Source organism: Streptomyces smyrnaeus (assembly GCF_017676345.1).
Taxonomy (GTDB): domain Bacteria; phylum Actinomycetota; class Actinomycetes; order Streptomycetales; family Streptomycetaceae; genus Streptomyces; species Streptomyces smyrnaeus.
Genome location: NZ_JAFFZM010000012.1, coordinates 65,667 through 85,556 on the forward strand (window position 1 = coordinate 65,667; position 19,890 = coordinate 85,556).

19 protein-coding genes are annotated in these 19,890 nt (G+C 72.2%); 14 read left to right on the forward strand and 5 right to left on the reverse strand.

What is annotated here, in order from left to right:
* Positions 1–136 precede the first annotated feature (136 nt).
* From JW613_RS20255 to JW613_RS20290, 8 genes are all read left to right on the forward strand, one after another.
* The gene (locus JW613_RS20255; protein ID WP_209212244.1) at positions 137–1,051 is read left to right on the forward strand and encodes a LysR family transcriptional regulator; all 915 of its coding nucleotides are present in this window, start codon (positions 137–139) and stop codon (positions 1,049–1,051) included.
* Positions 1,048–1,950, forward strand: coding sequence for a serine hydrolase (locus JW613_RS20260; protein ID WP_209212245.1), 903 nt, complete (start codon positions 1,048–1,050; stop codon positions 1,948–1,950). Before JW613_RS20255 ends, JW613_RS20260 begins: the two co-directional genes overlap by 4 nt.
* Before the next feature lie 287 nt (positions 1,951–2,237).
* Positions 2,238–3,092, forward strand: coding sequence for an endo alpha-1,4 polygalactosaminidase (locus tag JW613_RS20265; RefSeq protein ID WP_209212246.1), 855 nt, complete (start codon positions 2,238–2,240; stop codon positions 3,090–3,092).
* A 386-nt stretch (positions 3,093–3,478) separates the two neighbouring features.
* The gene (locus JW613_RS20270; RefSeq protein WP_209212247.1) at positions 3,479–4,813 is read left to right on the forward strand and encodes an extracellular solute-binding protein; all 1,335 of its coding nucleotides are present in this window, start codon (positions 3,479–3,481) and stop codon (positions 4,811–4,813) included.
* Between the two features lie 9 nt (positions 4,814–4,822).
* Complete coding sequence (locus JW613_RS20275) at positions 4,823–5,830, forward strand: carbohydrate ABC transporter permease (RefSeq protein WP_209212248.1); 1,008 nt, start codon at positions 4,823–4,825, stop codon at positions 5,828–5,830.
* Positions 5,827–6,723: a carbohydrate ABC transporter permease gene (locus JW613_RS20280; protein WP_209212249.1), complete on the forward strand. Its 897-nt coding sequence runs from the start codon at positions 5,827–5,829 to the stop codon at positions 6,721–6,723. The genes JW613_RS20275 and JW613_RS20280 overlap by 4 nt, the downstream gene beginning before the upstream one ends.
* An 8-nt stretch (positions 6,724–6,731) precedes the next feature.
* Positions 6,732–7,703 (forward strand): carbohydrate kinase family protein, encoded by a 972-nt coding sequence (locus JW613_RS20285; RefSeq protein ID WP_209212250.1) that lies wholly within the window; start codon positions 6,732–6,734, stop codon positions 7,701–7,703.
* Between the two features lie 9 nt (positions 7,704–7,712).
* The gene (locus JW613_RS20290; protein WP_209212251.1) at positions 7,713–9,032 is read left to right on the forward strand and encodes an alpha-glucosidase/alpha-galactosidase; all 1,320 of its coding nucleotides are present in this window, start codon (positions 7,713–7,715) and stop codon (positions 9,030–9,032) included.
* A gap of 68 nt (positions 9,033–9,100) precedes the next feature.
* On the opposite strand, the gene JW613_RS20295 is transcribed toward JW613_RS20290, so the two are convergent.
* The 3 genes from JW613_RS20295 to JW613_RS20305 all read right to left on the reverse strand — a co-directional run bounded on the left by JW613_RS20295 (position 9,101) and on the right by JW613_RS20305 (position 10,844).
* A complete protein-coding gene (locus JW613_RS20295; protein WP_209212252.1) occupies positions 9,101–9,841 on the reverse strand; it encodes a hypothetical protein in 741 nt (246 codons plus the stop codon).
* Entirely contained in the window at positions 9,841–10,398 is a 558-nt protein-coding gene (locus JW613_RS20300) for a SigE family RNA polymerase sigma factor (protein WP_209212253.1), read from the reverse strand. The genes JW613_RS20295 and JW613_RS20300 overlap by 1 nt, the downstream gene beginning before the upstream one ends.
* A 161-nt stretch (positions 10,399–10,559) precedes the next feature.
* Positions 10,560–10,844, reverse strand: a complete 285-nt coding sequence (locus tag JW613_RS20305; RefSeq protein WP_209212254.1) for an antibiotic biosynthesis monooxygenase — start codon at positions 10,842–10,844, stop codon at positions 10,560–10,562.
* A gap of 97 nt (positions 10,845–10,941) precedes the next feature.
* Between JW613_RS20305 and JW613_RS20310 the strand changes: the two genes are divergently transcribed.
* A complete protein-coding gene (locus JW613_RS20310) occupies positions 10,942–11,517 on the forward strand; it encodes a TetR/AcrR family transcriptional regulator (RefSeq protein ID WP_209212255.1) in 576 nt (191 codons plus the stop codon).
* 52 nt (positions 11,518–11,569) lie between these two features.
* Here JW613_RS20310 and JW613_RS20315 read toward each other — a convergent pair whose 3' ends face one another.
* The gene (locus JW613_RS20315) at positions 11,570–12,391 is read right to left on the reverse strand and encodes a helix-turn-helix transcriptional regulator (protein ID WP_209212256.1); all 822 of its coding nucleotides are present in this window, start codon (positions 12,389–12,391) and stop codon (positions 11,570–11,572) included.
* Positions 12,392–12,509: 118 nt separating this feature from the next.
* On the opposite strand from JW613_RS20315, the gene JW613_RS20320 reads away from it, so the two are divergent.
* From JW613_RS20320 to JW613_RS20340, 5 genes are all read left to right on the forward strand, one after another.
* On the forward strand, positions 12,510–13,247 hold the full coding sequence (locus JW613_RS20320) for an SDR family oxidoreductase (protein ID WP_209212257.1): 738 nt from the start codon (positions 12,510–12,512) through the stop codon (positions 13,245–13,247).
* Between the two features lie 41 nt (positions 13,248–13,288).
* On the forward strand, positions 13,289–13,909 hold the full coding sequence (locus JW613_RS20325) for an L-threonylcarbamoyladenylate synthase (RefSeq protein ID WP_099877709.1): 621 nt from the start codon (positions 13,289–13,291) through the stop codon (positions 13,907–13,909).
* Between the two features lie 199 nt (positions 13,910–14,108).
* On the forward strand, positions 14,109–14,933 hold the full coding sequence (locus JW613_RS20330; protein WP_209212258.1) for an LLM class F420-dependent oxidoreductase: 825 nt from the start codon (positions 14,109–14,111) through the stop codon (positions 14,931–14,933).
* Between the two features lie 25 nt (positions 14,934–14,958).
* Positions 14,959–15,381, forward strand: coding sequence for a TIGR03668 family PPOX class F420-dependent oxidoreductase (locus tag JW613_RS20335; RefSeq protein ID WP_209212393.1), 423 nt, complete (start codon positions 14,959–14,961; stop codon positions 15,379–15,381).
* Between the two features lie 87 nt (positions 15,382–15,468).
* Positions 15,469–17,052: an amidase gene (locus JW613_RS20340; protein ID WP_209212259.1), complete on the forward strand. Its 1,584-nt coding sequence runs from the start codon at positions 15,469–15,471 to the stop codon at positions 17,050–17,052.
* Positions 17,053–17,055: 3 nt separating this feature from the next.
* Here JW613_RS20340 and JW613_RS20345 read toward each other — a convergent pair whose 3' ends face one another.
* On the reverse strand, positions 17,056–19,728 hold the full coding sequence (locus JW613_RS20345) for a SpoIIE family protein phosphatase (protein WP_209212260.1): 2,673 nt from the start codon (positions 19,726–19,728) through the stop codon (positions 17,056–17,058).
* Positions 19,729–19,890 lie beyond the last annotated feature (162 nt).

The window sequence follows — 19,890 nt, forward strand, 5'->3', positions numbered from 1 at the left end:
CGGGTGGCGCTGCGCCCTGCCGGTCGCCCGCCCCGGCCCCCGCAGCCTGCCGCCTCGTACGTCATGCCGTCCAAGACCGGATCGCGCCGGTTGATGCGGGATCCGCATACCGGAGGCCGGGACATAGGGTGGTGTCGTGGATCTTGTGGGTGCCTGTCGTGCGTTCGTACATGTCAGTGAGCGCGGCAGCTTCACGGTGGGCGCGGCGGCAGCGCACATGTCGCAGTCGGTCGCCAGCCGCCGCGTCGCCGCACTGGAGCGGCGCCTCGGCGAGCGACTGTTCGAGCGGAGCTCGCGCCGGGCCCGCCTCACCCCGTTCGGGCGCGAGCTGCTCCCCGCGGCGCGACGGCTGGTGCTCGCCGCCGAGGAGCTGGAGCACGAGGCGGCGACGGCGCAGCGCAGGCCGGTCCGGCTCGCCGTCCCCGACACCTGCCCCGCGCCCGCCCTCGCCCGGCTCGCGGCGGCGGCGCTGGACCACGGCATCACCCTGGACCTGCGTACCGCGGCCCCCGCGGTGCGCCCCCACCTGGTGCGCTCCCAGCAGGTGCGGGCCGCGCTCGTCGCGGTGCCGCCGGACCAGGCGCGCTGGCGCGTACCGCTCGGGCTCGCCGGTGTCGCCCGGCCCCGGGCCCGGCGCCTCTACCTGGAGACCCTCCGCCCCCGGCGCACCGACCAGGGCCCACCGCGCCGTGTCTGGCTGCAGCCCGAGGACGACGTGCCGCACATCCGGGACCGGGTGACGCGGCTGCGGGACGCCGTCGGGCTGCGCCCCGCGCAGCTCTCCGTCGCCACCAGCCTCACCCAGGCGGCCGCCGAGGTGTTCTCCTCGGCGGACCTGCTGCTGTGTTCGCCCCTGCAGGCCCGGGAATTCACCCTGCACTGGCGCCCGCTGGGCGAGTTCGAAAGCCTGGAGCGGACGTTCGGTCTCCTCGCGGCGGAAGAGGGCGACGCCGAACGCCTCGGCACCCGGCTGGGCGACGACCTCGCGCACTGCTTGGGGGCGGGCGCAGAAGCGGGGACGGCGCAGACAGCGGGGACGGAGAACGTATGAGGGCCGACCAGCTGCTGCGCGAACTGCGCCAGGACCTGCGCGACGGCGGTCTGACCGGCTCGTTCCTGGTCCGCGACCTGCGCACGGGACAGGAACTGGGCATCGACCCGGACACCGAGCTGCCCGTCGCCTCCCTCGTCAAGGTCCCCCTCGCGGTCGCCACACTCGACCGTATCCGGCGCGGCGAACTCGACGGGGCGCGGCAGCTGGAGGTGCCGCCGGGCGGCGCCACCAGGCCCGGCCCCATCGGGATCACCCGGTTCCGGCACCCCGCCCGGGTCGCCCTGGAGGACCTGATCTATCTGAGCACCTCGCTCAGTGACAACGCCGCCGCCAACGCCCTGTTCGGCCTCACCCCGCCCGCCGCCGTGGACGCCGTGCTGCGCGGGATCGGCGTCAAAGGCATCACCGTGCGGCACGCCCTCGACGAGCTGACGGACACCGCCGCCGAGCAGCTGCGGGCGGACGCCACACATCTGGCGCACTCCCTCGCCATCGCCGCCGGTACCAGCGGCCACGGCCACCAGCTGCCGCAGCTCGATGTCACCCGCACCAACGCCGGTACGGCGCGGGCGTTCGTGGACCTGCTCCAGGCCCTGTGGACCCCCTCGGCCGTCCACCCGGACGTGGCCGCACGCATACGCTCCCTCATGGCCGACAACGTGGTGCGCCAGCGGCTCGCCCCCGACTTCAGCTCCGACTTCGCCACCTGGGCGTCCAAGACGGGTACGCTCCTCAACCTCCGGCACGAGGTCGGCGTGGTGCAGCACGCCGACGGTGCCGTCTTCGCCGTCGCGGCGCTGACCGAGTCCCAGGTGGCCGCGGCGGCGCAGCCCGGTGCCGAAGCCCTGATGGCCCAGGTCGCCCGCGAACTGCGGGACCATCTCCGGCACGGCTGAACGCCGGATCCCGCCGGCGCTGCCGACCCGACCGCTGAGGGGCGCAACGGGTACGGGACTCTCCCGGATTCTGCGCGAAGTTGCGTCAAGTGGCGCTGTTTCGAGCAGTTTCGAGCTCTTGACACCGGGTGTTGGAGGTCGGTTTACTCCGTTGCACGTCGTAGGCGAGTTCTCGACGTCAGAGGTACGCCCAGCCGGTATGCGGTGCGCCGTGAGCCCGGACTGAGTCGCCAGGACCCCTGTGTGTCCGAGGCGGGGACGTGCCCTCCACCCCCTGGAGTTCGACGATGCATTCCGACCGTCGACGTCCGTACCGGGCTCTCGGCGCCGCCGCCGCTGCCGCGACCTTGCTGCTGGCGGCCGCGCAGGCGAACAGCTCCTCGGCCTCGGCCGAAACCGAGCCCGTGGCCGAGCCCCGGGCGGCGCAGGACGTGACACTTCCTCCGGCACACGCCGGGTTCGACTACCAGATCGGCGGCCCGTACACGCCCCCCGACGGCGTGCGGGTGGTCAGCCGCGACCACTCCGTGCAGCCCGCCGAGGGGCTGTACAACATCTGCTACGTCAACGCCTTCCAGACGCAGCCCGGTGCCGAGGACAGCTGGGACTCCGACCTGCTGCTGCGCGACAAGTCCGGCGATGTCGTCTACGACGGCGAATGGAAGGGTGAGGCCCTCCTCGACATCCGGACAGCGGACAAGCGCAAGCGGATCGCCAAGAAGGTCAACGCCTGGATCGACTCCTGCGCCGCCAAGGGCTTCCAGGCCGTCGAGCCGGACAACTACGACAGCTACGACCGGTCCGAGGGGCTGCTGACGACCGATCAGGCCCAGGACCTCATCCGCAGGCTGTCCGGCCACGCGCACAGCAAGGGACTGGCGATCGGCCAGAAGAACGCCGCCGAACTGGCCACGTCCCGCAAGGACAACGGGCTGGACTTCGCCATCGCCGAGCAGTGCGGCGAATGGAAGGAGTGCGGCACCTACACCAAGGCGTTCGGCGACGAGGTCTTCGTCATCGAGTACACCGCCGACGGCCTGGCGACCGCGTGCGAGGGCTGGAGCGACCAGCTCAGTATCGTCCGCCGGGACCTGGACGTCCGCCCCCCGTCGCACGACGACTACGTCCGGGAGACCTGCTGACGGCTGCCGGTCGGCACCGTCGCGCACCTGCTCCCGGCCCCGGCCCCCGCCCCGACAGCGCCCCGCCCACGGCCTCGCCGCGACCCTGCTCCCGCTGAGGCGGCGGGCGGTTGGGAGCCGATGACGGGCGGCCGGGGCCCGGTGAGCCGAGGGCCGGCCACGCCGCCCGCACCCGCCGATGGACCGTCCGGCGAACCGCGCCGGGCAGCGCCCGCACCCCTGCCGGGCGGTAGTGCCCGAGTACCCCGGGGCCCGCGCCCCGCACCGCGTGGTCCCGGCTCCCGCGTCGGGAACGCGCTCCCCTTCGCGTTCCCGACGCGGCCCCGCACTTGCTCGCATGTCCCGCGGCCCAGCCGCCGCCCGCACCCCTTCATCCGGAGGTACAGATGGCCGTACCCCTCAGCGTCCCCGCCCCGTCGCCCTCCCGTCGCCGGGTGCTGCGCCGAGGTGGCGCGCTGGCGCTCACGGCGCTGGCCGGGGCCGCTGTGCCCGGCTGCGGCACCGGTCCGGGCGACGGCGTCGGTGCCGACGGCCGGGTCACCATCGAGCTGTGGCACGGCCAGGCCGATACGGCACGGGCCGCGCTGCGCCGCCTGGTCGCCGACTTCGAGCGCAGCCATCCGCACATCCGGGTGGACATGGGGGGCGGGGTGCTGGCCGACTCGATGCTGCAGAAGATCACCGCGGCTCTCGCCTCGGGCGCCTACCCCGACATCGCCTACGTCTTCGGCTCCGATCTGGCCAACGTCGCCCGCAGCCCGCAGGTCGTCGATCTGACCGACACCGTGGGCTCCGCCGATACGCCGTGGAAGAGCTACTGGGCCCCCGCCCGGGAGGCCGTCTCCCTCAACGGCCGGGTCCGGGCGGCGCCGGCGCTGCTGGATGCGCTGGCCGTGGTCTGCAACAAGAAGCTGTTCGCGCGGGCGGGCGTGCCGCTGCCCCGGGCCGGCTGGCGGTGGCACGACTTCGTCTCCGTCGCCCGGAAGCTGACCGACAAGGGGGCCGGCCACTTCGGTACCGGCTGGCCCGGCGCCGGTGACGAGGACACCGTCTGGCGGCTGTGGCCCATGGTCTGGGACCTGGGCGGGGACGTGATCGCGGACGACGGGCGCAGCATCGGCTTCGCGAAGGAGGGGGTGCGGGCGCTGGAGGTCGTCGAGGACCTGGTCAGGCACAAGAGCGTCTACGTCGACCCGAAACCCGGCGGCGAGCAGATGTACCAGGTCTTCCAGGGCGGCCGGATGGCCATGGCGATCACCGGCCCCTGGCAGCTCCCCGACATCCGGAAGGCGGGGATCGACCACCATGTGGTCCCGCTGCCCAGCTTCTCGGGCCGGCCCGCGACCATCTCCGGACCCGACACCTGGACCGTCTTCGACAACGGGTCCGCACGGGTGCGTGCCGCCCGCACCTTCGTGGACTGGCTGATGCGTCCGGCCCAGGACGTGCGCTGGGGTGCGGAGGCAGGCAGTCTGCCGCTGAGCAGGCATGCGCAGGAACTGCCGCGCTGGCAGCGCGAGACCCGCCGCAGCGAGGGCCTCGCCACCTTCACCAAGGCGCTGGAGGGCGCCAGGGTACGCCCGAACCACCCTGCCTACCCCGAGATCTCCCAGGCGCTGGGGCAGGCCCTCATCTCCGTACTGCTCGGCCGGAGCAGCCCGCGCGCCGCGATGCGCGCCTGCGCCGACGAGGCCGACGCCGCCCTCCTGATTCCCCGCTGAGGAGCCCCGATGCCACACCATCCCGCGCCGCTGACACTGGCGGACCCACCCGCCGACCGGTCCGACCCCGGTCCCGGAGCCCCCGCACCCCGACCGGGGACCGCACACCGCAGATGGCCCAGCGGCCGTCTGCGGGACGCCCACCGCAGGGAAGCAGCCACCGCATGGGCCTTCGTCTCGCCCGCGGTGCTGATCATCCTGGGGCTCAGCGTGCTGCCCGTGGTCTGGTCGCTGCTGCTGTCGTTCCAGGCCAACGACCTGGTCACCCCGAGCCGTTGGGTGGGGCTCGACAACTACCGGGCGCTCGCCGCCGATCCGCACTTCAGCCAGGCGATCCGCAACACCCTGCTGTTCACCGTGCTGTTCGTGCCGCTGAGCCTGGTCGGCGGTTTGGCGCTGGCCCTCGCGCTGAACCGGCGGATACGCCTTGTCGGCCTCTACCGCACACTGATCTTCGTACCGTTCGTGGTCTCGGCGACGGCCCAGGGGGTGCTGTTCTCCTTCATCCTCGACCCCGAGTTCGGCGCCGCCAACTCGGTGCTGTCCCGGCTGGGCCTGTCCCCGCAGGGCTTCCTCACCGACCCCGGGCAGGCGCTCGCCGTGCTGGTGGGCATCACGCTGTGGAGCGGTACCGGATTCTGCGTCGTCGTCTACCTCGCCGCGCTCCAGGACGTCCCCGAGTCGCTGATCGAGGCGGCACGGCTGGACGGCGCGGGCCGCCGGCATGTGCTGCGGCACGTCACCCTGCCCGCGCTCACGCCCGTCACCGTCTTCCTGGTGCTGTGGCAGACCATCCAGTCCCTCCAAGTGTTCGACCTGGTGTACGTCACGACCAAGGGCGGGCCCCTCGGCTCCACCACGGTGATCGTCTACTTCATCTGGGAGCAGGCGTTCAAGAGCTTCACCGCCGGATACGGCGCGGCAGCCGCCTATGTACTGGCCTTCGCGCTGTGTCTGATCGGTGTCGTGACGCGGGTCGTCCGTGGCCGTACGCACCCGCAAGGAGCCGCACGATGACCCTCGCAGCGCCCCGTCCCGGCACACAGCCGCGCAACGCGACATCCGACGCGGCACCGGGCGTCGGGCGGCGGCGCCCGCGGTTGCCCTTCAGCGCGTGGCATCTGCTGCTGGCGCCGCTGGCCCTGCTGTTCGCACTGCCGCTGGCGTGGCTGCTGCTCAGCTCGGTGATGAGCGACGCCGAGATCAACCGGTTCCCCCCGGCCCTGTGGCCCTCCGGCATCGACCTGGGCGGCTACCGGTACGTGCTGGGCAACGCGCTGTTCCCACGCTGGTTCCTCAACTCGCTGATCGTCTCGGCCGTCGCGGTCGCCGCCAACCTGCTGTTCGGATCGCTGGGCGGCTACGCCTTCGCCCGTATGCGGTTCGCCGGCTCCAAGGTGTTGCTGGTTCTGATGCTGGCGACGATGGCCGTGCCGTTCCAGCTGACGATGATCCCGACATTCCTGGTGATGAAGCGGCTCGGCCTCATCGACACGCTCGGTGCGCTGATCGTGCCGTCACTGGTCACCCCGTTCGCCGTCTTCCTGCTGCGGCAATTCTTCCTCTCGCTGCCCCGCGAACTGGAGGAGGCGGCCTGGCTCGACGGCTGCTCGCGGCTGCGCGTGCTGTTCACCATCGTGCTGCCGCTGTCCCGCCCCGCGCTGAGCACCGTGGCCGTACTGACGTTCCTGACCACCTGGAACGACCTCACCTGGCCGCTGATCGCCCTCAACCACGACACCCAGTACACCCTTCAGCTCGGCCTCACCACCTTCCAGGGACAGCACCACACCCGGTGGTCCGCCGTGATGGCCGGGAACGTGCTCACCGTGCTGCCCGTGCTGCTGGCCTTCCTCGGCGCGCAGAAGTCGTTCATCCGCTCCCTCACCTCCACCGGCCTCAAGGGGTAACAGCAACCATGCCGCACAGCCACGATCTGGTCGTTCTCGGCGACGCCAACCCGGATGTCGTCGTCGGACCGCTGGACGAACCCCTCGCCTTCGGGCAGCGCGAACAACTCGTCGGCTCCGGGGCCCTCACTCTCGGCGGCTCCGCCGCGATCACGGCCTGCGGGGCGGCCCGGCTGGGGCTGTCGGTCGCACTCGTCGGCCGTGTCGGCGACGACGAGGCCGGACACTTCGTACGGGACGCGCTCGCCGCACGAGGCGTCGACACCGCGGCGCTCGGCGTGGACCCCGAACTGCCCACGCCGCTGACCGTCGTCGTCACCCGCGGCGACGGGCCCGGCAGCGACCGGGCCATCCTCACCAGCCCGGGCACCCTGGCCTCCACCAGCAGCTCCGATGTGCCGCCCGGGCTGCTGACCGCCGCCCGGCACGTCCACGCCGCCTCCTACTTCCTCATGCCCCGGCTGGCGCGGACGCTGCCGGCGCTGCTGCGTACCGCCCGCTGTCACGGCGCCACCACCTCGCTGGACACCAACGACGACCCCGCCGGCCGTTGGGACCCGGACGGGATGGCCGCGCTGCTCCCCGTCACCGACTTCCTGCTGCCCAACGCCGCCGAGGCCCTCGCCCTTGCCGGTACCGGCAGCGGCGGCTCGCCCGCCGAGGCCGCGGCGCGGCTGGCCGCACGCGGGCCGGTGACCGTCGTCAAGAACGGCGCGGACGGCGCCCTCGCGCACGACGGCCGCGGTCTGGTGCACACCGGCGGTATCACCGTCACCCCGCGCGACACCGTCGGCGCGGGCGACAGCTTCGATGCCGGGTTCATCGCCGCGAACCTCGCCGGCCTCCCGCTCCCCGAAGCACTCGAACTCGCCTCCGTGTGCGGCGCGCTGTCGACCCGCGCGCACGGCGGCACCCCGGCCCAGCCCACCTGGGAGGAAGCCCGCGCCCATACGGCGGCCCCTCTCGCCACCACCGACTGAGAGAGCATCATGACCACCAGCACCACCCCCAAGATCAGCTTCATCGGCGCCGGCAGCGTCGTCTTCACCCAGGGGCTGCTCGCCGACCTGTTCGCCTTCCCCGAGCTGCGCGGCGCGCGCATCGCCCTGCACGACATCGACCCCGAGCGGCTGGAGACGGCCGTGGCCGCCGCCCGGCAGATCGCGCAGGCGCGTGGCGCCGACCCGCACATCACCGCACACGCCGACCGCCGCGCAGCGCTCACCGGCGCCGACTTCGTCATCAACAGCGTCCAGGTCGGTATGGGCGAGGCCACCCGCACCGACTTCGAGGTACCCGCACGCTTCGGGGTGCGGCAGACCATCGGCGACACCCTCGGCATCGGCGGGATCTTCCGGGGACTGCGCACCTTCCCGCTGCTCAAGGCACTCGGTGAGGACATCGCCGAGGTCTGCCCCGACGCCTGGCTGCTCAACTACACCAACCCGATGGCCATGAATGTGCAGTACCTCGTCCAGGCCACCGGGCTGACCCGGGTGGTGGGCCTGTGCCACTCGGTCCACTGGACCATGCACGGCCTGTCGGAGCTGGTGGGCGTCCCCTTCGAGGAGGTGACCTACCGGGCTGCGGGCGTCAACCACCAGGCGTGGGTGCTGGAGTTCCGCCACGGCGGCACCGATCTGTACGCCAAGCTGGACGCGCTGATCGAACAGGACGCGCAGCTGCGTCGCCGCACCCGCGTCGACATGTACCGCAGGCTGGGCTATTACCCGACCGAGACCAGCGAGCACTCCGCCGAGTACGTGCCCTGGTATCTGCACCACGACAGCGAGATCGACCGCCTCAGGCTGCCCGTCGGCGCCTATCTCGACATCGTGGCCGAGAACGTCGCCGAGTACGAAAGGACCCGGGACGCCCTCGCCGCCGGGCGCACGCTGCAGGTCGAGGGGACGATGGAGTACGCGCCGCAGATCATCCACAGCATCGTCACCGGCACACCGCGCACCGTCTACGGAAACGTCCCCAACCGCGGACTGATCGGCAATCTGCCCAGCGAGGGCACCGTGGAAGTGCCCTGCCTGGTGGACGACTCGGGGGTCCAGCCCACCCGCACCGGACCGCTCCCCGCCCAGTTGGCCGCCCTCAACCGCACCTATCTGAGCACCACCGACCTGGTTGTGCGCGCCGCCCGGGAGGACGCGCCGACCTTTGTCCGGCAGGCCGCCATGACCGACCCGGCCACTGCCGCCACCCTGTCGCCGGACCGCATCTGGGAGCTGTGCGACGCCATGGTGGAAGCCCACGGGGACCGCCTCCAGCCGGGGCTGCGCACCCTGCTGGGGAGCTGACACACGGCGCCCGGGCGAGGTGCCCTGCTGCCGGGCACCCTCCCCCTGGGGTCCGTCGGCGCGGTGCCCTAGCCGATTGCGCCGCCGACGGCGTATCCGCGGCCCTCGGCAGTGGCCGAGACCGTGTAGGTGTCGTTTGCCGCGCTCCGCCTGCCCGAGCCGTGGTCGTACTGCCCGGCGAACACATGGCGCCCGGGCGGTACCGTACGGCCCTCCTTGAGCGTCCAGCGGTAGACGAGTGCGCCCTGGGCGTGCCGGACATCGACGTCGAAGTCCCGGGGCGGGCGGGTGCGCCAGGAACCGGTGGAGGTGAGCGGCGACCGTTCGGCGATGCGCAGCTCCACGGTCAGCGTGGTGAGCCGCTTCTTCGTACGGACGGTGACCTCGGTCTGCGACCAGTAGTCGTTGTCGTCGCGGGCCGTCGCACCGCTCGACCGCAGTGGGCCGTCGACTGCCGGGAGTCCACCGGCCCCGCCCGTCCGGGCGTCTCCACCGGGGGAGGGCGAGGTGCGTACCGTCGCAGGCCGGCCGTCCCCGGCGGTGTGCCGGTCTCCCTGGGCCCACAGCGCGACGGCGCCACCGGTGCCGAGCACCATGACGAGGGCGCCGACCACGGCCGCCACCCGTGGCCAGGAGCGGGGCGGCGAGGGGCGGGGCGACTGCTTCCGGGCGCCGGGCTCCTGGGTGGCTCGCGCGATCCGGGCGAGCATCCGTGCGCGGTCCGGCTGGTGAGCGTCGGCCGCGGCACGCAACCGGGCGTCGAGCCGCTGCCCCGCCTCGGTCTCCTCCCACTCCTCGCGCACGTTCATCAGGTGTACCGTCCTGCCTTCCTTCCGCGTAGCGCCAGAACGGTGCCCACGCTACGGCCCGCGCCCTGCTCGGCGGATGCCAGCAGCTGTGCCAACTGAGCCATGCCGCGCGACGCCTGGCTCTTCACGGTGCCGGTCGATATCCCCAGGATGCGGGCCGTTTCGCGTTCCGGGACGTCGAAGGCGTGCCGCAGCACCACACAGGCGCGTCGGCGGAACGGCAGCCGGGCGAGGGCCTCGCGGACGTCCAGGACGGCGGGGACGTCCGGGCCCTCGGCGGGTTCCTGGTGCCGGGACCAGAACAGCGCGATCCTGCGGCGTTCGCGGGCGCGGCTGCGTATATGGCCGCGTGCGAGGTTGGTGACGACTCCGCGGGCGTACGCGAGGGGATGGTCGGCCGTGCACACCCGGTCCCACTGGTTCCAGATCGCGACGAACGCGTCCGCGGCGAGGTCGTCGGCTTCCTCCGCGTCGCCGAGCAACAAGTAGGCCAGTCGGGCGAGTTCAGCGTGGTGCCGCTCGAAAAAGGCGTCGAACCCGCCCGTCGGGGAATGCACGGAGCCCCCTCCTGTTCGATATCCCGGCCACCTGCCGCTATCCCGCACACCCCCGTGCGGCGGTGAGGGTACCAGGAACTCCGGGGCCCGGGGGGCCTGTTGCGGTCGACGACGGCCCGGCTCCCGCCGCCGCTCGTCGTCCGTGCCCGGCTCCGCGCTCGCTAGCGCGCGAGGAGGTTGAAGATCTGGCGGGGCTTGTGCTCGCGGTCGTCGAACGCGGTGACGGCGCCCAGGTCGCGGGCGGCCGTGAGTGCCGCGCCGAGGGCCTCCTGGGACTCGAACCGCCCGCATGTGACGACGGAGTCGCCGTCGGCGGTGGCCCAGATCTCCGCGGACAGGCACCCGGGCTTCGCCCGCAGGAACGCGCCCACTTGGTGGGCACGGTCGACGAATTCCTCGAAGTGCTCGGCGCGCGGGTAGTGGAAGGCGGCGAAACCCACGGTCATCTCTGGCTCCGATCGGTTATACGATGGCGTATAAATGCGAGGCTAATCCGCTTGTACGATGGCGTATACATAGCGGAGAAGTGAGGTGGAACACACCATGGGCGCTGTACGCACACCCCGTGACCGGTGGATCGAGGAGGGGCTGCGGGCGCTGGCCGTCGGCGGGCCGGACGCCGTCCGCGTCGAGGCACTGGCCAAACAACTCGGCGTCACCAAAGGCGGCTTCTACGGGTACTTCGCGGACCGCGACGCGCTGCTGGAGGCGATGCTCGACACCTGGGAGCGGGAGAGCACCGACGAGGTGATCGACCGCGTCGAGCGCGAGGGCGGCGACCCGAAGACCAAGATCCAGCGCGCCGGGATGCTCACCTTCTCCAGCGACCGCCTGCTCCCGCTCGACCTGGCGGTCCGCGACTGGGCCCGGCGCGACGAGGCGGTCGCCGAGCGGCTGCGGCGGGTGGACAACCGGCGTATGGCGCTGCTGCGGGAGATGATCGGCACCTTCTGCTCCGACGAGATCGAGGTCGAGGCCCGCAGCCTGCTCGCCTTCTGCGTGGCGATCGGCGCGCACTTCATCGCTGCCGACCACGGCCCCCGCACCCGGGCCGAGGTGCGCGCCGCCGCCGCCGACCTGGTGCTCGACCGCCGCCCCCGCGAGGACGACCGCCCCTGACCGCACGGACGCCCCGCCCTGCAACCACCGCCGCCCGTCCTGCGTCCCGTCGTCAACCCTCTTCGGCTGCCTGTCTTTCGTCGGAGTAGATCACCAGCGTCTGCTCCGGCTGTCCGGCCAGGTGGAAAGCGGTGTACGCGAAACTGGTCACCCCGTGGCCCGCACGCCGCAGCCGTTTGCGTCCACCGCGCCGTGGCTCCACGTCGTACCGGGGCCACCAGGCGCGCACCTGCGCGCTTCCGGCGTGCAACTCGTCGATCAGCCTCGCATGGCGCGGATCACCGGGATGCCGCCCGGACAGCGTGCGCAACCGGGCGAGCAGCCCCCGCGCCTCCCGCTCCCAGTCGACCAGCACCTCCCGCGCCACGGGTGCCAGGAAGACCCAGCGGGCGAAGTTCGGCGGGCGGTCCGCCTCCGCGGTGAGCGAGGGGAACAGCTCCTCGGCTGCCGGATTGTGGCTGAGCAGGTCGTAGACGCCATCGATGATGTAGGCCGGGTGCGGTTGGAGCAGCAGCGGAACGGCCGCCACCTCGGCCGCGAGCGGCTCGGATCCCCCCGCCTCGGCCGCAGCAGCCTCCGCCGCCGGGGTACGACCGGCGAGCTGGAAGAGATGTCCGCGCTCGTGCCGGTTCAACCGCAGCACCGAGGCCAGCGAGGCGAGTACCTGGTCCGAGGCGTGGATCTCCCGGCCCTGCTCCAGATACGTGTACCAGGTGGCGCTGATCCCGGCGAGCAGCGCAAGCTCCTCCCGGCGCAGCCCCGGCGTCCGGCGCCGGGCGCTCCGCGGCAGGCCGACCTGTTCGGGCGTGACCCGCTCTCTCCGGCTGCGCAGGAAAGTGCCCAGCTCACGGCGTTGACCGGGATTCTTCGACATGGTGGGTGGCACTCCTGGTTCCAGAACGAACGGGCTCTGTATACCAGGGTGGGCCCTCCGCAGACTGATGCCGAAGCGGGGCGGCGGCGCCCCGCGAGGAAGCGAGAGGGAAGGCATCATGACGGGAATCGACGGCAAGGTCGTGGCGATCACGGGAGCCGGCAGCGGTATCGGTGAGGCCACCGCACTGCTGCTGGCCGAACGGGGCGCCCGGCTCGTGCTGGGCGCCCGCAGGTCCGAGCGCCTCGGGGACCTGGTGACCCGGATCGAGAAGGCGGGCGGCAGCGCCGTGCAGCTCCGCACGGACGTCACCCGGCGTGCTGATCTGCAGGCCCTGGTCGCCCTGGCCGCGGAGCGCTTCGGCCGGCTCGACGTACTGATCAGCAACGCGGGGATCGGGACGGTCTCCCCGCTGGACGATCTGCGCGTCGACGAATGGGACCGGATGGTGGACGTCAACATCAAGGGTGTGCTGCACGGTATCGGCGCCGCACTGCCGGTCTTCCGCGCGCAGGGCTCCGGACACTTCATCACCACCGCGTCCACGGCGGCGTTCCGCGTCGTTCCCGCCATGGCCGTCTACGCGGGCACGAAGGTCGCGGTGCGCGCCATCTGCGAGGGGCTGCGGCAGGAAGCCGGCGACGCGCTGCGGGTGACGACGGTCTCGCCGGGCATGGTGGACACCGAGTTCGCCGAAGCGTCGACGAACCCACACATCCGTGCCGAGATCTCGCAGGCCCGGGACCGGATCGCCATCCCACCCGAGGCCGTCGCCCGGACCCTGGCGTTCGCCGTCGAGCAGCCGCACACCGTCGATGTGAACGAGATCGTCGTCCGTCCCACCGCCCAGAGCTGACCCGGGACCTGTCCGGCGCGGCTTCGGTTTAGGCTCGGCGGATGGCGAAGTACTTCGACGTGCACCCCGACAACCCGCAGCGGCGCACCATCAGCACCGTGGTCGACAGCGTCCGGGCCGACGCGCTCATCGCGTATCCGACGGACTCCTGTTTCGCTCTGGGGTGCCGGCTGGGCAGCCGCGACGGCATGTCCCGCATCCGCTCCATCCGCAACCTCGACGAGAGGCACCACTTCACCCTCGTGTGCCAGAACTTCGCGCAGCTCGGCCAGTTCGTGCACGTGGACAACGACGTGTTCCGCGCGATCAAGGCGGCCACCCCGGGCCGCTACACCTTCATCCTCCCCGCGACGAAGGAGGTGCCCCGCAAGCTGCTGCACCCGAAGAAGAAGACGGTCGGAGTCCGCATCCCCGACCACGTCGTGGCCCAGGCGCTGCTGTCCGAACTCGGCGAGCCGCTGCTGTCCAGCACCCTTCTGCTGCCGGACGAGGAGGAGCCGATGACCCAGGGCTGGGAGATCAAGGAACGGCTCGACCATGTGGTGGACGCCGTGGTCGACTCGGGTGACTGTGGCACCGAGCCGACCACCGTGGTCGATTTCTCCGAGGGCGCTGCCCAGATCGTACGGGCCGGCGCGGGCGACACCGCGCGCTTCGCCTAGCAGCGCGTACGGTCGCGGTCCCGACTGCCGAGGCGTCGTCCGGTGCCGCAGCGGGGCGGCGCCGCCCGGGCGGGCCCGATCGGTACGCCGTTCGGACGCACGGGATGTTGCACAGGGCCCGAGCGGGGTATCTCGGCCGGGGCCGTGCAACCGCCTCCCGGAAGAGTCCCTGCACGTTCCCGGAACCGAAGGAGCCGCAGTGAAGTTCGGTGTCTCGACCTTCCTCACCGACCAGGGCATCGCGCCGGCCGCGTTGGGACGCGCCGTCGAGGAGCGGGGGCTGGAGTCCCTGCTCATCGCCGAGCACACACACATCCCGGTGGCTCGCCGCACGCCGTATCCCGGCGGCGGCGATCTGCCGGAGATCTACTACCGCACGCTGGATCCCTTCGTCGCGCTCAGCGCGGTCGCGGCGGTGACGCGACGGCTCCTCGTGGGCACCGGCGTTGCGCTGGTGGCCCAGCGGGACCCGATCACCACGGCCAAGGCGGTGGCCTCCCTGGACCTGGTGTCCGGCGGGCGGGCCGTCTTCGGGGTCGGCGTCGGCTGGAACCGGGAGGAGATGGAGAACCACGGCACGGACCCGCGCACCCGGGGCCGTCTCGTGGACGAGCGGCTGCGGGCCATCCGCGAGCTGTGGACGGCGGACAAGGCGGAGTTCCACGGCGAGTTCGTCGACTTCGAGCCCGTCTACTCCTGGCCGAAGCCCGTCCAGCGGCCCCACCCGCCCATCTATGTGGGCGGCGGCGAGGGCGCCTTCCAACGGGTGGCCGCCCTCGGCGACGCCTGGCTGGCCAACAGCGTGCCGCCCGAGGAACTGGGGCCGCAGATCGACCGGATGCGGAACATCGCCGGCCGCGACGTTCCGGTGACCGTCTACGCGGTGTCGAAGAAGCCGGAGGTCATCGAGAAGTACACCCGGCTCGATGTGGAGCGTGTGTTGTTCTACCTGCCGACGAAGCCGGAAGCCGACACGCTCTCCTACCTCGACCAGCTCGCCGACGTCGCCGGGCGTTTCCGTTGAGCCGGCCGGAGCACTCGTGCCCGGGATGACGGACAGCCGGGCCCGGGAGCGGTTCGCCGGGGCCCGGGTCGCCCACCTCGCGACGATCGACGGCTCCACCCGTCCGCACCTGGTTCCCGTGGTGTTCGCCGTGACCGGTGACACGGTGGTGTTCGCCGTCGACCACAAACCGAAGCGCACGGCCCGGCTGAAGCGGCTGGCCAACATCGAAGCCCACCCCCAGGTGTGCCTCCTCGCCGACCACTACGACGAGGACTGGGACCTCCTGTGGTGGGCACGCGCCGACGGCACGGCCGAGGTGCTGCCGACCGCCGACGTATCGTCGGCCTCCGCGCGGTACGTGCGCCTGCTGGGGGAGAAGTACCCGCAGCAGTACGGTTCGCGTCCACCCGCAGGGCCGGTCGTGGCCATCGCGGTCGGCCGCTGGTCCGGCTGGCACGCCGGCTGACAGGACGCAACTGGAGGGACCCGGCGGGCCGTTGTGGCCGGTACGGCCTCCTTGCGCGGGGCCTTGGGATGTAGTCGGCTGATTTCCATGAGGAAGAGGAGCGTTGCCACGCTGATCGCCGCCCTGCTCGCGGGCTCCACGCTGACCGGCGCGCCGAATCCGCGGGCGGAGGCCGCCGCGCCCGATGGCGGCGGGGCACCGGCGGCGACCGGCTCGCCTCGGCTGCCCGGAGTCGACCTCGACACGGTGACCATCCCGCAGCTGCAGGCCCGCATGGCGGACGGTTCGCTGACCTCCTCCGCGTTGACCAGCGCCTATCTGCGCCGGATCAAGGCCGTCGACCCGAAGATCGACGCGGTGCTGCACACCAATCCCGCAGCCATGCGGCAGGCGGCTGCCAGTGACGCCAGACATCGCCGCGGCAGCACGCGCGGTCCGCTCGACGGTATACCCGTGCTGCTCAAGGACAACGTGAACACCCGCGACATGCCGACCACGGCGGGGTCGCTGGCGCTGGCCGGCGCTCCCCCGGACCGCGATGCCGCGCTGGTGACCCGGCTGCGCAAGGCGGGGGCGGTCGTCCTCGGCAAGACCAATCTGTCGGAGTGGGCGAACTTCCGGGCGGCGAAGCCGACATCCGGCTGGTCCGCGGTGGGAGGCCAGACCCGCAACCCGTACGCGCTGCACCGTAACCCGTGCGGGTCGTCCTCCGGTTCGGCCGCCGCGCTCGCGGCCTCGCTGTCACAGGTGGCGATCGGCACCGAGACGGACGGCTCGATCGTGTGTCCGGCCGGGATGAACGGGGTGGTCGGTCACAAGCCCAGCCTCGGAGTGGTCAGCCAGGCGGGGGTGGTCCCCATCTCCGCGGAGCAGGACACCGCGGGACCCATGGCCCGCAACGTGATCGACACCGCCCTCACCCTTGCCGTGCTCAGCGAGGACGACACCGCACGCCACGCCGGCCTTCGCGGTCTCCAAGCGGAGCCGACGCGCCCCGGCGGGCTGCACGGCAAACGGATCGGGCTGTGGCGGCTGCCGCGGCTCGGGGCCGAGGTGGACGCTCTGATGACCCGTACGGCCAAGAAGCTGCGCCGCGCGGGGGCCGAGGTCGTCGAGGTGACGCCGCCGTACCAGAAGCGGCTCGCGGAGCTCGAATTCCCGGCGCTGTTGAGCGAGTTCCACCGCGACATCAACGCCTATCTGGCCACGCGCCAGGGGCCGCGCAACCTCGCGGAACTGATCGAGTTCAACCGCGACCACCCGGCCGAGCAGACCTGCTTCGCCGGTCAGGAGCTGTTCGAGCAGGCCCTCGCAGCGCCCGGCACCACCGACCCGGAGTACCGGGCCATGCGCGCCGAACTGACCGACCTGTCCCGGCGCTCCGTGGACGAGACCATGGCCGACCACGGCCTCGACGCCATCGCCGCCCCGACGAACCCGCCCGCCTGGACGACCGACTGCGCGCGGGGCGACAACGATGTGATCCCGTCCTCCACCCCGGCGGCGGTGGCCGGATACCCCTCTCTGTCGGTGCCCGCCGGGTCCGTGGACAAGTTGCCCGTCGGCCTGCTGCTGATGGCCGGTGACCATCAGGACGCCGAACTCCTGGCGCTGGGCGCCGCGGTGGAGCGGCGGCTCGACGCCTGGCGGCCTCCCCGCTATCTGCCGTAGTCCTCAGTCCCGCGGGGTGGGGCGGACGGCGAGGACCGCGATGTCGTCGGTGCTGTCGGCGCCGAGCCCGATGAGCAGCTCGTCGCAGAAGACATCGAGGGGTTCGTGTGCCAGAGCGGCCGTGTGCTGCCGCAGCACGGCCATGGCGTCGCCGAGGGATTCGCCGCGTCGCTCGATCAGACCGTCGGTGTAGAGCAGCACCGTCGAATGCGCGGGGAGCGGATCGACGGCGGTGGGGCGGCGCTGCTCGGGGTCCATACCGAGCAGCAGGCCCGCCCCGTTCTCCAGGTAGCGGGTCTCCCCGTCCGCGGTGGTCAGCAGCGGCGGCAGATGCCCGGCGGAGGAGTGCTTCAGCTCCCAGGATCCGCGCTCGGACCTCTTGACGAGAGCATAGACGCAGGTCGCGGTGGCCTCGCGGTACAGGCTGTGGTTGGCCAGGTCCAACCGGCGGAGCACCGCTTCGGGCGGCTCCTGGCGGTCGACGGCGATCCCGCGGAGCATGCTGCGCAGCTGGCTCATGGTGATGGCCGCGTCGAGGTCGTGTCCGGCGACGTCCCCGATGACCAGCGCCGTCTCGCCGTTGGGGACGACGAAGCAGTCGTACCAGTCGCCACCGACCTGGGCGGTGCTGGAGGAGGGGGCGTAGCGGGCGGCCAGCTGGAGGTCCTGGATGTCCGGCAGCGCGGGCAGGAGGGAGTGCTGGAGGCGTTCGGCGATGTCCCGGGTTTCCTGATAGAGGCGGACGTTGTCCACACCGAGGGCGAGATTGCGGACCAGGTCGTCGACCAGGGGCAGATCCTCCTCGGTGAACGGCCTTCTGCCCTCGCCACGGGCGACGGTCAGGGCGCCGAGGATCTCCCGCCGGGTCCGTAGCGGGGCGACCACAGCACTGCTTCCGCCAAGTTGTTCGAACAGCTCCAGGTGGCGGGCGTCCAACGGGTTCTGTGCCTGATGTGCCGCCGGGATCTCGGTGAACAGCAACGGCCCCGCACCCCGCAACACCCGGGCCAGCGCTCCCCGCGCCGCCTCCGTCACCGGAGGCAGCCGGCCCTCCCGGACATCGGGAGTCACCCGCCGGGGGTCGCGATGGGCGACACAGACGCGGTCCACGAGGCCGCGCTCGTCCAGCAGATCCAGGGCACACCAGTCGGCCAGCCGCTGGGTCAGGATGCGGCACGCCTTCCGCAGCCCCTCGAACAGATCCGAGGTACCACTCAGCGCGCTGCGGGTGCCGGACAGCAGGGAGAGCCGCTCCAGCGCCGAGACGTCGCCCTCGCCGCTCCCCACCGCCACCGGCTCCGCGGCTGCCTGCTCGTACTGGTCGGCCTGCTCGTACTGGTCGGCCGACTCCGAGGGCGCGGGCGTCCGTTCCTTGCGGGGAGCGGGACCGGAGGGGCCGGCCGCGCGCGGCGAGAGCTGGGCGACGAACACGGTGCGCCCGTCGACCGTCTCCTGGGTCTGGATGAGCAGCCGCACGGGGACCAGGCTGCCGTCGTGGTGCAGGGCGGGCAGGGGTACGGAGCGGCCGAGGATACGGGGCTGGCCGGTGAGCTGCAGTGATGTGAACGCCGCCAGGTGGCGCTCCCGCAGGTGCTCGGGAATGAGCACCGTCAGCTGCTGCCCGACGAGCTCGTCGGGCTGCCAGCCGAGCATGTCCGCCACCGGGTCGTTCGCCGCCAGGATCCGGTCCTCCTCGTCGGCGGCGACGGTCGGGACCCTGCTGTCCCGCACCTGGCGGGGGTCCCACGACGCCAGCTCGGAGGGGCTGGCGCCCGGCTCGCGGGGTACCACCGTCCAGGCGGTGGGCTGCCCACCGGCGAGCTGACTGGTGATCTGGTCGAACAGCCACTGGTGGAAGATGCGATTCTGCGGGAGGGGCGGCCGGGTGAGAAGCCGCTCGTCGCGGGCCGCCTCCTCGGCCAGCCCGAGTACCCGCCGCAGTGTGAACAGCGCGGGCGTGGCGTCCGCCGGCACCGACACCTGCAGGGAGCGGATGTCCGCGTCGGAGGGCTGGTTCTCCCGGGCGGCCGTCACACAGGCGCTGAGCACATTGCTCATGTCGTGCGCCGTCTCCAGCTCCTGCGGCCGTACGCCGAGATCCGCTCCGGCGAAGACGGCGAGGGTCAGCTCGCGCAGCAGGGCGTGGCGGCGATATCGGGACGCCATGAACAGGGCGTCCGGCAGGTCGACCAGCGTCACTGTGTCGTGGGGGCCGGCGGGCGGCGTCGCGGCCTGCCAGCTGGAGGGCGGTGCGGACAGGTCGGTGGGGCCCAGCTCGCACCACACCGTCTTGCGCCCCTCACCGGTGTCGACCCCGTAGCGTGACGCCAGCTCCTCCACCACGACCAGCCCCAGCCCCGTGCTGGGATACGGCCGGTGCTCCTGCGGCACCACTCCCCGGGACGGCAGGTGATCACCGACCCGCACCAGGACCCGATCGGCGGAGCGGGAGACCGACACCTCCACTTCGGTGCGGGCGTGCAGTACGGCATTGGTCACCAGTTCGCTCAGCAGCAGCTCAGCGGTGTCCACCACCTGGGACGCCAGACCGTCCAAGGCGGCCCGTGCGAAGTGCCGGGCCGCCGTCACGCTCTCCGGTCGTGGGGGGAAGCGCCGCGCGGGCGCCTCCGGTGTTCCCGGTGTTCCGGATGGTTCCGGCGAGCTGAGGTTGCCCATGGCACCAGTCTGCTTCAGACCACCTGCGCGCGGCTCGGCTCGCCACGCAGCCGCCGGTCGCCGTTTCGTGTGCCTCTGCCGATCGAGTGACGGTCGGCGAAGCGGCTCCCACCGGCTCCGACCTTCGTCGCCGCACACTGTCGCCAAAGGCCGGAAGCGGGC

What these genes read in the sequence shown, in the direction of transcription:
- JW613_RS20260 (WP_209212245.1), top strand. Translation starts at nt 1,048, where the DNA reads ATGAGGGCCGACCAGCTGCTGCGCGAACTGCGCCAGGACCTGCGCGAC.
- JW613_RS20265 (WP_209212246.1), top strand. Translation starts at nt 2,238, where the DNA reads ATGCATTCCGACCGTCGACGTCCGTACCGGGCTCTCGGCGCCGCCGCC.
- JW613_RS20270 (WP_209212247.1), top strand. Translation starts at nt 3,479, where the DNA reads ATGGCCGTACCCCTCAGCGTCCCCGCCCCGTCGCCCTCCCGTCGCCGG.
- JW613_RS20275 (WP_209212248.1), top strand. Translation starts at nt 4,823, where the DNA reads ATGCCACACCATCCCGCGCCGCTGACACTGGCGGACCCACCCGCCGAC.
- JW613_RS20280 (WP_209212249.1), top strand. Translation starts at nt 5,827, where the DNA reads ATGACCCTCGCAGCGCCCCGTCCCGGCACACAGCCGCGCAACGCGACA.
- JW613_RS20285 (WP_209212250.1), top strand. Translation starts at nt 6,732, where the DNA reads ATGCCGCACAGCCACGATCTGGTCGTTCTCGGCGACGCCAACCCGGAT.
- JW613_RS20290 (WP_209212251.1), top strand. Translation starts at nt 7,713, where the DNA reads ATGACCACCAGCACCACCCCCAAGATCAGCTTCATCGGCGCCGGCAGC.
- JW613_RS20295 (WP_209212252.1), bottom strand. Translation starts at nt 9,841, where the DNA reads ATGAACGTGCGCGAGGAGTGGGAGGAGACCGAGGCGGGGCAGCGGCTC.
- JW613_RS20305 (WP_209212254.1), bottom strand. Translation starts at nt 10,844, where the DNA reads ATGACCGTGGGTTTCGCCGCCTTCCACTACCCGCGCGCCGAGCACTTC.
- JW613_RS20310 (WP_209212255.1), top strand. Translation starts at nt 10,942, where the DNA reads ATGGGCGCTGTACGCACACCCCGTGACCGGTGGATCGAGGAGGGGCTG.
- JW613_RS20315 (WP_209212256.1), bottom strand. Translation starts at nt 12,391, where the DNA reads ATGTCGAAGAATCCCGGTCAACGCCGTGAGCTGGGCACTTTCCTGCGC.
- JW613_RS20320 (WP_209212257.1), top strand. Translation starts at nt 12,510, where the DNA reads ATGACGGGAATCGACGGCAAGGTCGTGGCGATCACGGGAGCCGGCAGC.
- JW613_RS20325 (WP_099877709.1), top strand. Translation starts at nt 13,289, where the DNA reads ATGGCGAAGTACTTCGACGTGCACCCCGACAACCCGCAGCGGCGCACC.
- JW613_RS20335 (WP_209212393.1), top strand. Translation starts at nt 14,959, where the DNA reads ATGACGGACAGCCGGGCCCGGGAGCGGTTCGCCGGGGCCCGGGTCGCC.
- JW613_RS20340 (WP_209212259.1), top strand. Translation starts at nt 15,469, where the DNA reads ATGAGGAAGAGGAGCGTTGCCACGCTGATCGCCGCCCTGCTCGCGGGC.
- JW613_RS20345 (WP_209212260.1), bottom strand. Translation starts at nt 19,728, where the DNA reads ATGGGCAACCTCAGCTCGCCGGAACCATCCGGAACACCGGGAACACCG.